We start from the raw sequence: 8,776 nt of genomic DNA, 5'->3' as shown, positions 1-8,776 counted from the left end.
GCCGGAGGGTGCGTTTGCGGTGGTGCCCCTGGCGCCCCGCCTCCGTCTCGACACCGTCGTCAGACGACGCCGCGCCGCGATGTCGACGCCATTCCTCGCGTCGACATCCGGCACCGTCGCCCACAGCTGACCCTGTTGGTGTGCATCACCCTGCGGGTGTTGCGTCGCTCAGGCGTTGACCGTGTCGAGCGTCGGGTAGTCGGTGTACCCCTCGGCTCCGCCGCCGTAGAAGGTCTTGCTGTCCGGCTCGTTGAGCTCAGACCCGGTCTTCCACCGGACCGCGAGGTCGGGATTGGCGATGAATGCGCGTCCGACAGCCACCAGGTCGGCGAGGTCACCGTCGACGATCTGCTCGACGTCGTCGAGGTCGGTGTGAGAAGCGAATCCCGAGTTGGCGATGACCGGTCCGCCGAAGCGGTGCCGGAGGTCCTGGAACAGCTCGCTTCGCGGATCGGCGAGGATGCTCAGGTAGGCAAGCCCGAGAGGTGCGATCTGGTCGACGAGTGAGCCGTAGGTGGCGGCCACGTCAGCCGCGTCATCCTCGATCGCACCTTGCACGTTGTGTGCGGGGGAGATGCGGATGCCGACCCGCTCAGACCCGATGGCGTCCACGACGGCCTTGGTCACCTCCACCGACAGCCGCGCACGGTTCTGCGGTGACCCGCCGTACTCGTCAGTGCGCTCGTTGGAGGACGGGGCAAGGAACTGGTGGAGCAGGTAGCCGTTGGCGGCGTGGATCTCGACGCCGTCAAGTCCCGCCTCGATGGCCGACTTGGCCGCATGCACGAATTCCTGCACGACGCCGGCGATCTCGTCAGTCTCCAGTGCGCGCGGCACGACTGAATCCTTCGCGCCGTCGGCGGTGACGGTCGGCTGGTCGAGCTGGATGGCGCTCGGCGCGACCGACTCGAGACCGTTCTTGTTGTCGGGGTGCGCGATCCGGCCCACGTGCATGAGCTGCACGACGATGCGACCGCCCTTCGCGTGAACGGCGTCGGCGACGGCACGCCAGCCCTCGATCTGTTCGGGGGAGTGCATGCCGGGGGTGTCGAGGTAGCCCTGGCCAACGGCGCTGGGCTGCGTCCCCTCGGTGATGATCAGACCCGCACCGGCACGCTGCGCGTAGTAGGTGACGGCAATGTCGCGAGGTACCTGGCCCTCACCGGCGCGGTTGCGGGTCAGGGGCGCCATCACGAATCGCTGGGGAAGCTCCCAGCTACCGACCTTGATGGACTTGAATACGTCGGACACAAAGACTCCTCAGGCGTGGGACACCTTCCCGTACGGAAGGTTCTTCACCTTTCAACCACTCTCGCGGCCAGACATTCCCGATCTCGTCACCTCGATGTGAACGTGTTGGTCGGCGTCGCGTCGGGGAGACCCGCCAGCGTCAGCGACGGACGGCCTGCGGCAGAGTGGACAGGACAGCCACCCGAAAGAGAGTGACACCCGATGGACGTGAAGAACTCAGTAGCACTGGTCACCGGCGGGGCCTCCGGGCTCGGACTGGCGACGGTGGAGACGCTGGTAGCCGCCGGCGCCAAGGTCGTCATACTCGATCTGCCCGGCTCGCCCGGTGATGAGGTCGCGGCCCGCCTGGGCGATGGTGTCCGGTTCGCTGCCGCCGACGTCCGCGACGAGACGGCCGTCGAGGCCGCCCTTGATGTCGCCGAGGAGCTCGGTGACCTGCGGGTGGTCGTCAACTGCGCCGGGACCGGCGACGCCATCAAGACCGTCGGCAAGAACGGTCCGTACCCGCTCGACAAGTTCCAGCGGATCATCGAGATCAACTTGGTCGGCTCCTTCAACGTCTTACGGCTCGGGGCTGCCCGCATGGCGACCCTCGACCTGACCGGTGAGGAGCGAGGGGTCATCGTCAACACTGCTTCCGTGGCGGGCTTCGACGGTCAGATCGGCCAAGCGGCCTACTCCGCCTCGAAGGGCGGCATCGTGGGCATGACACTGCCAATAGCCCGCGACCTCGCCTCACTCGGCATCCGCGTCATGACGATCGCGCCCGGCCTGTTCAACACGCCGCTGCTCGCCTCGCTCCCCGAGGACGCCCGCGAGTCTCTGGGCAAGCAGGTGCCCCACCCAAGCCGTCTCGGCGAGCCGAGCGAGTTCGGCGCCCTCGTCGCGCACATCGTTGCCAACCCGATGCTCAACGGCGAGACGATCCGCCTCGACGGTGCGATTCGGATGGCTCCCCGATGAGCGCGCTGACCACCAAGTTCACCGAGGCGTTCGGCCTCGAGCACCCCATCGTCCAGGGCGGGATGCAGTGGGTCGGCAAGGCCGAGCTCGTCGCCGCGGTCGCCAACGCCGGTGGCCTTGGCATGATCACGGCCCTCACCCAACCGACCCCAGCCGACCTCGTCAAGGAGATCGCCCGCACCCGCGACCTCACCGACAAGCCGTTCGGGGTCAACCTGACGATCCTGCCCAGCATCACGCCACCCCCCTACGACGAGTACCGCAAGGTCATCGTCGACGAGGGCGTCACGATCGTCGAGACCGCTGGCTCCAACCCCGGGCCGCACATGGCGCAGTTCCACGACGCCGGCATCAAGGTGCTGCACAAGTGCACCAGCGTGCGCCACGCCCTGAAGGCGCAGGATCTCGGCGTCGACGGCATCAGCATCGACGGCTTCGAGTGCGCAGGTCACCCCGGCGAGGACGACATTCCCGGGCTGGTTCTCATCCCCGCTGCCGCCAGGCACATCACGATTCCGATGATCGCCTCAGGCGGTTTCGCGGATGCCCGTGGGCTCGTCGCCGCGCTCGCGCTCGGGGCGGACGGCATCAACATGGGCACCCGCTTCATGTGCACCGAGGAATCACCCATCCACCAGAACATCAAGCAGGCCATCGTCGACGCCACCGAGCGCGACACCGAGCTGATTTTCCGTCCGCTGCGCAACACCGCGCGTGTCGCCAGCAACTCGGTGAGCCGTGAGGTCGTCGAGATCCTCGACGGTGGCGGCCAGTTCGACCAGGTGAGGGACCTCGTGTCCGGCGCGCGGGGCAAGACGGTCTATGAGAGTGGCGACCCGGAGGCCGGCATCTGGAGCGTGGGCACCTGTCAGGGGCTGATCGACGACATTCCCTCGGCCGGCGATCTGATAGCCCGGATCATGGGCGAGGCCGTCGACCTCATCACGGGTCGGTTGCTGTCCATGACGGGACGGTAGCCGGCGCGGCGCTCAGGAGGCGGGAACGGTGGAGCGGTGGAAGTGTTGAGCAAAAGCTGTCCCCTTCACGAGGAGCCTCCATGCCCGTCGCCGTGTCCGACTTCAGCCACGTACGCCTCACCGTGCGCGACATCGAGACGTCCCGCGCCTTCTACGAGTCCGTCTTCGGCTTCGACGTCGCCTTCGAGCTACCTGAGAACCCTGACGAGGCCACCAAGGAGCAGCTTGCCTTCCTGTTCGGAGGAGTCATCTACAGCTTCGGCGGCGGGATGCTCGGCCTGCGGCCGGTCGCTGCCGGCGACGATCGCTTCCATGAGGACCGAGCAGGCCTCGACCACATCAGCTTCGCCGTGGCCGACGTTGCTGCGCTCCAGGAAGCAGTGACCGTGCTCGACGGCCTCGGCATTGCCCACGGAGGCATCAAGGACACCGGTCCGATGTCGATTTTGGAGTTCCGCGACCCCGACAACATCGCCCTGGAGCTCACAGCTCCGACTGGCTGAGTCCTCCCAGGCTCCTTCCCGGTCACCGAAGCCAGGACAGCCGCCCAGGCACCCAGGTGGCGTTCGCAACGGTTGATCACACCGGCAGGAGCCTGGTGATGAACTTCGTCAGCTGGTCGACGTTGCAGCACTCGTGCATCTCCACGATCTCGGCGTAGGTCGGTGCGATCGAGTCGCCCAGCCCCCATCTCATGGAGTGCTCAGGATTGAGCCAGAAGGTACGTCGAGCGCGCTGGCTGATGTCGTGCAGTGCCCCGAGGTTGGGGTCCTGATTGTTGTTGCGGGCATCACCAAGGATGAGCACGGCCGTTCGCGGACCGATCGCCGTCATGAAGTCGGCCTGGAAGTCAGCGAGTGCCTCGCCGTAGTCGCTGCTCGTGTGCCACGACGTGATGCGCGCCTCCTGCGAGATGCGGCTCGCGAGGTCGCGGCCCGAAGAGGCGGCGCCAGCCTCCTTGACCATCTCGGTGACCTCCGCCATCGCATTCACGAACGCAAACACCCGGATCTTGCTGAACTGGCCGCTCAGCGCCTGTACGAGGTGCATCGTGAAGCTCGAGAAGCCCGATACCGACCCCGAGACGTCGCACAGCAGCACGAGCTCCGGCCGTGTCGGGTGCGGCTTGGCATAGACCGGTTTCATCGGGACCCCGCCGGTCGACATCGAGCGGCGCAGTGTGCGCCGGATGTCGATGCGACCGCGGTTGGCCTTGCGGCGGCGAGCGGCCAGCCGGGTCGCGAGCTTGCGTGACAGGGGTCGCACCGTTCGACCGAGCTCCTCGAGCTGCTGGGCATTGGCACTGAGGAAGTCGAGACGATCGCTGCCGGCCCTGACGGCGTGCCGCGTGACGGTGTCGCGTCCCCGCAGCTCGGCAGTCCGCCGACGAGCCTCCCCGGCGACCAGCGCCCGGAAGCGGTCGATGTTCTGTCGCACCTCATCACGTTCGAGCCGCTCGGTGAAGCCGCCCCCGGAGCCCTGCCCTTCGCCATTGCCTTCGCCCTGTCCGCCGCCGGCCTGTCCTCGTTGCTGGAGGGCCTGCACCAGCATGGTCTGGGGCCGCAGGCGTTCGAGGGTCTGGTATGCCGACCAGCCCCCCGTGGGAGTGCCGGGTGTCCCGACCTCTCCCAGCAGGTCGACGGCGATCTCGGCGACCTGTTCCAGCGTCCGGAGGTCGTTGTCGGCCAGCGCCATGGCGAGGAGGTCGCGAAGATCATCGAGGTCGATGTCCTCCTCGTCGATGTCACGCACCGACTGGGGAGCGCCGACGGACGCCGGGAAGTAGAGGTCGAAGGTCATGTCGAAGACGTCTCGTTGGCCGCCTCGTCTCACCAGGGCGGACGCGAGACCTTCCCTGAGGTGGAGGCGGTCACTCATTCCCAAGACCTCCACGTCAGCCGCCGCATCGACGGTCTCGCTCGTCCCGGCCGGGATGCCCTTGCTGCGCAGGGCGCCGACGAACTCGACGAGGCGACCTGCCAGGTCCTGCGGCACGGCTGCGCCGGTCATGACGCGCTCAGCACCTCGTCGAGGTCGAGCCGGGTGCGAGCCTTCTCGAGGTCGTCCTGGTGCTTGAGGATGACGCCGAGGCTCTCCTTGACGATCTGGTCGTCGAGGATGTCGGCGCCCAGCGCCACGAGGGTGCGCGCCCAGTCGATGGTCTCGGAGACCGACGGGGCCTTGCGCAGCGGCATCGCGCGCAGGGCGTTGATGACCCGCACCAACGACTCGCCGAGCGTCGAGTTGAGCTCGGGCACCTTGAGACGGACGATCTGCTGCTCGAGGTCGGAGTCCGGAAAGTCGACGTGGAGGAACAGGCATCGCCGGCGCAGCGCCTCGCTCAGCTCACGCGTCGCGTTGGACGTGAGCACCACGAAGGGTCTCTGCGTGGCGGTGATGGTGCCCAGCTCGGGGACCGTCACCTGGAACTCACCTAGCACTTCCAGCAGCAGTCCCTCGATCTCGACATCCGCCTTGTCGGTCTCATCGATCAGCAGGACGGTCGGGCCCTCGTTGCGGATGGCCGCGAGAAGGGGCCGGGGGAGGAGGAACTCCTCACTGAAGATGTCGTCGCGCGCCTGGTCCCACGACTCACCGTGGCCGGCGGTGATGCGCAACAGCTGCTTTGCGTGGTTCCACTCGTACAGTGCGCGGGCCTCGTCGACCCCCTCGTAACACTGCAGACGGATGAGTTCTGCGCCGCACGCGTCGGCGACCGCGCTGGCCAGAGCCGTCTTGCCGACACCGGCCGGGCCCTCCACCAGCAACGGCTTGCCGAGCTCGCTCGCGAGGAAGACCGTGGTCGCCACGGCGTCGGAGGCGAGGTAACCGGCCGAGGCGAGCTTGTCCTTGACATCGGAGATCGAGGTGAAAGGCATGGTGCGCATGCCTACGATGATGCCGTGGCCCTTATCGAGATAGTGCGCGAGGTACGTCTGACACCCGCTGAGTCGTGGAACCGACTCACCGACTGGGAACAGCACGGACGATTCGTCCCGCTGACCCGCATCACCCGGAACGACGACGGATTCGATGCCTTCACCGGCGTCGGACGGGTCGGATTCCACGACCCCATGGAAATCGTGCGGTGGGAGGAGCCGACGTTCTGCCGGCTCGAGAAGCGCGGCCGCGTCGTCACCGGGTGGGCTGAGCTCAGCGTCGAGCCCCACGGCGACGGCGGGAGCAAGGTCACGTGGCGCGAGGACATTCACGTGCGTGCGATGCCGAGGGCGCTCGACGGCATGACACGGGCGTCCAGCACCAAGCTCTTCACGCGCGTGATCGACGGCCTGCTGGCCTGACCGGCCATCGGCCCCGCTCCGCCCCGGTGGCGGACGTAGGATCGCCACATGGGCTACGTACCGGAATCCGAAGTGCTCGAGATCTGCCGTGACCTGATCCGTATCGACACCTCCAACTACGGTGACGACTCGGGTCCTGGTGAGCGCAAGGCGGCTGAGTACGTGGCCGCCTCGCTGTCCGAGGTGGGTATCGACTCGGAGATCGTCGAGTCACGACCGGGTCGTGCCAGCATCGTCGCTCGCTGGGGCAACCAGGACTCACCCAAGCCCGGCCTGCTGATCCACGGACACCTTGACGTCGTGCCCGCGCAGGCGGGCGACTGGCAGGTCGACCCGTTCGCGGCCGAGGTCGTCGACGGCTACCTGTTCGGCCGTGGCGCGGTCGACATGAAGGACTTCGACGCGATGCTGTTGTCGGTCGTCCGGGCACGTCAGCGCGACGGCTCCATCCCCGATCGTCCGATCACCCTGGTCTTCACCGCCGACGAGGAGGCCGGGGGGAGCAAGGGCGCGCACTGGATCGCGGAGAACCGCCCCGACCTGCTCGAAGGGTGCACTGAGGCGATCGGCGAGGTGGGCGGCTTCTCGACCGAGATCGGCGGCAAGCGCCTCTACCTGATCGAGTCGGGTGAGAAGGGCATCGCCTGGATGCGTCTGCGTGCGCGCGGCACCGCCGGGCACGGGTCGATGGGCAATCACGACAACGCGATCACGCACCTGGCGACCGGGCTCATCGCTCTCGGCGAGCACGAGTGGCCCGGGGAGCCCGGTCCGACGATGAACTTGCTGCTCGCGAAGGTGCGCGAGCTCACGGGCACCGAGGGCTCAGCCGACGAGCTGCTCGAGCACTTCGGCCCAGCGGTCCGCATGATTGGCGCCGGCATTCGCAACACGACCAACTCCACGATGCTCGAGGCGGGCTACAAGCACAACGTCATCCCCGGCGAGGCCATTGCGTATGTCGACGGCCGCTACCTACCCGGACACACCGACACGTTCGTCCCCGCGGTCCAGAAGATCGTCGGCGACCACATCGCGGTCGAGCCCTACATCACCGACACCGCGCTGGAGTTCCCGTTCGAGGGCGATCTCGTCGATGCCATGACCGTGGCCATCCACGCCCACGACCCGGAAGCGCACATTGCACCGTTCCTGATGTCCGGTGGCACTGACGCCAAGGGCTGGAACAAGGTGGGCATCACCTCGTTCGGATTCACTCCTCTGCGGCTGCCACCCGACCTCGACTTCACCGCCCTGTTCCACGGTGTCGACGAGCGGGTGCCGGTCGACGCCCTCGAGTTCGGCGCGCGGGTGTTCGACACCTTCCTCGACCAGCTCTGACCTCGACCAGCTCTGACAGAGTCACGCGCGGGGGCGACGATGACGACAGACCACACACGCAGGGCCGAGCGGCATGCGTGGGGTCACGTCAGCAACGGGGACGAGGACGCCTGGAACTCGGTGTTCTGACATGACAAACCCCCCATCCACCCAGCCGAACAGGGCACCATGGCCGGAGGCCTGGGGGCCCGAACCGCCGCGTCGACGCGCGTTCACGCTGCTTGGCCTCGCTTCAGCCTTGCTGGTCCTGTTCGTCACGGTCACCATCAGCGCTGCCACCGGTCCCGATGTAGCGCTCACGGCGCCGTTCGGTATCGGCGCCCTCATGTTCCTGCTGCTGGTCGTCAGCGTGTGGTTTCGCCAGGTGCGCGTACGGGCCTGGGGGACTGCTGGCATCTCGTGGGACGACGTCCGCAGCGCCATCGTGATCGCGGACCTACGGACGGCGCGGTCCCTCCTGCTCGTGATGGTCTGGGCACTGGCGCTGTTCGCTCTGCTGGGTGTTGTGGTGGCCGTGGCGACCGTCGCGCGCGAGGGTGAGGGCACTGTCGAGGCGATGCTGGTCCTCGCACTGTCCGTCGTCCTTCTCATGACGCTGTCGTGGGGAGCGATCGTCATGTCCCGACGGAGTGGTCCGGTCCTGGTCGTGTCGTCCGAAGGTGTTCAGCGAGAGGAAGGACGCGCCGTCGTGAAGATCGCGTGGACCGACGTCAGCACGGTGTGGGTCGGCGACCAGACCCACGACCCCAGCATCGGCCTGCTGAGCTCCGCGACGGCAGACGACCTGATCATCGGCGGAACAACCATCAACGCCGACCCTGCGCTCGTCGTCCAGCTCCTGACGTTCTACGCGTCCCACGAGCAAGCACGTCCCGAGCTGGGAACAGAAGCCTCTCTGCAACGGGTGCAGGCGGGACGCTTCGACGTCTGAGCTGCCCGCTC

General features: G+C 67.2%; 9 protein-coding genes. 6 read left to right on the top strand and 3 right to left on the bottom strand.

Annotated features, from left to right (window positions below):
* Positions 1 to 168: 168 nt before the first annotated feature.
* Positions 169 to 1,251 carry an alkene reductase gene (locus H7290_RS17875; protein WP_290515372.1) on the bottom strand — a complete coding sequence of 361 codons (1,083 nt, stop codon included), beginning with the start codon at positions 1,249 to 1,251 and terminating at the stop codon, positions 169 to 171.
* A 201-nt stretch (positions 1,252 to 1,452) separates the two neighbouring features.
* On the opposite strand from H7290_RS17875, the gene H7290_RS17870 reads away from it, so the two are divergent.
* From H7290_RS17870 to H7290_RS17860, 3 genes are all read left to right on the top strand, one after another.
* Positions 1,453 to 2,214, top strand: a complete 762-nt coding sequence (locus tag H7290_RS17870) for a 3-hydroxyacyl-CoA dehydrogenase (protein ID WP_290515371.1) — start codon at positions 1,453 to 1,455, stop codon at positions 2,212 to 2,214.
* Positions 2,211 to 3,191 carry a nitronate monooxygenase gene (locus H7290_RS17865; protein ID WP_290515370.1) on the top strand — a complete coding sequence of 327 codons (981 nt, stop codon included), beginning with the start codon at positions 2,211 to 2,213 and terminating at the stop codon, positions 3,189 to 3,191. The genes H7290_RS17870 and H7290_RS17865 overlap by 4 nt, the downstream gene beginning before the upstream one ends.
* An 80-nt stretch (positions 3,192 to 3,271) precedes the next feature.
* Positions 3,272 to 3,694: a VOC family protein gene (locus tag H7290_RS17860; protein ID WP_290515369.1), complete on the top strand. Its 423-nt coding sequence runs from the start codon at positions 3,272 to 3,274 to the stop codon at positions 3,692 to 3,694.
* Positions 3,695 to 3,770: 76 nt separating this feature from the next.
* Here H7290_RS17860 and H7290_RS17855 read toward each other — a convergent pair whose 3' ends face one another.
* Together H7290_RS17855 and H7290_RS17850 are read right to left on the bottom strand one after the other, a co-directional pair.
* The gene (locus H7290_RS17855) at positions 3,771 to 5,201 is read right to left on the bottom strand and encodes a VWA domain-containing protein (protein WP_290515368.1); all 1,431 of its coding nucleotides are present in this window, start codon (positions 5,199 to 5,201) and stop codon (positions 3,771 to 3,773) included.
* Positions 5,198 to 6,079 carry a MoxR family ATPase gene (locus H7290_RS17850; RefSeq protein ID WP_290515367.1) on the bottom strand — a complete coding sequence of 294 codons (882 nt, stop codon included), beginning with the start codon at positions 6,077 to 6,079 and terminating at the stop codon, positions 5,198 to 5,200. The genes H7290_RS17855 and H7290_RS17850 overlap by 4 nt, the downstream gene beginning before the upstream one ends.
* A gap of 15 nt (positions 6,080 to 6,094) precedes the next feature.
* Between H7290_RS17850 and H7290_RS17845 the strand changes: the two genes are divergently transcribed.
* The 3 genes from H7290_RS17845 to H7290_RS17835 all read left to right on the top strand — a co-directional run bounded on the left by H7290_RS17845 (position 6,095) and on the right by H7290_RS17835 (position 8,765).
* Positions 6,095 to 6,493, top strand: a complete 399-nt coding sequence (locus tag H7290_RS17845; RefSeq protein ID WP_290515366.1) for an SRPBCC family protein — start codon at positions 6,095 to 6,097, stop codon at positions 6,491 to 6,493.
* Positions 6,494 to 6,541: 48 nt separating this feature from the next.
* Positions 6,542 to 7,834 (top strand): M20/M25/M40 family metallo-hydrolase, encoded by a 1,293-nt coding sequence (locus H7290_RS17840; protein ID WP_290515365.1) that lies wholly within the window; start codon positions 6,542 to 6,544, stop codon positions 7,832 to 7,834.
* Between the two features lie 130 nt (positions 7,835 to 7,964).
* The gene (locus H7290_RS17835) at positions 7,965 to 8,765 is read left to right on the top strand and encodes a hypothetical protein (RefSeq protein WP_290515364.1); all 801 of its coding nucleotides are present in this window, start codon (positions 7,965 to 7,967) and stop codon (positions 8,763 to 8,765) included.
* The last annotated feature ends 11 nt before the right edge of the window (positions 8,766 to 8,776 follow it).

Source organism: Aeromicrobium sp. (assembly GCF_014378035.1).
GTDB lineage: Bacteria > Actinomycetota > Actinomycetes > Propionibacteriales > Nocardioidaceae > Aeromicrobium.
The sequence above is the reverse complement of the archived record's forward strand: the minus strand, read 5'-3'. Positions and strand labels throughout refer to the sequence as shown.

What these genes read in the sequence shown, in the direction of transcription:
- H7290_RS17870 (WP_290515371.1), top strand. Translation starts at nt 1,453, where the DNA reads ATGGACGTGAAGAACTCAGTAGCACTGGTCACCGGCGGGGCCTCCGGG.
- H7290_RS17865 (WP_290515370.1), top strand. Translation starts at nt 2,211, where the DNA reads ATGAGCGCGCTGACCACCAAGTTCACCGAGGCGTTCGGCCTCGAGCAC.
- H7290_RS17860 (WP_290515369.1), top strand. Translation starts at nt 3,272, where the DNA reads ATGCCCGTCGCCGTGTCCGACTTCAGCCACGTACGCCTCACCGTGCGC.
- H7290_RS17855 (WP_290515368.1), bottom strand. Translation starts at nt 5,201, where the DNA reads ATGACCGGCGCAGCCGTGCCGCAGGACCTGGCAGGTCGCCTCGTCGAG.
- H7290_RS17850 (WP_290515367.1), bottom strand. Translation starts at nt 6,079, where the DNA reads ATGCGCACCATGCCTTTCACCTCGATCTCCGATGTCAAGGACAAGCTC.
- H7290_RS17840 (WP_290515365.1), top strand. Translation starts at nt 6,542, where the DNA reads ATGGGCTACGTACCGGAATCCGAAGTGCTCGAGATCTGCCGTGACCTG.
- H7290_RS17835 (WP_290515364.1), top strand. Translation starts at nt 7,965, where the DNA reads ATGACAAACCCCCCATCCACCCAGCCGAACAGGGCACCATGGCCGGAG.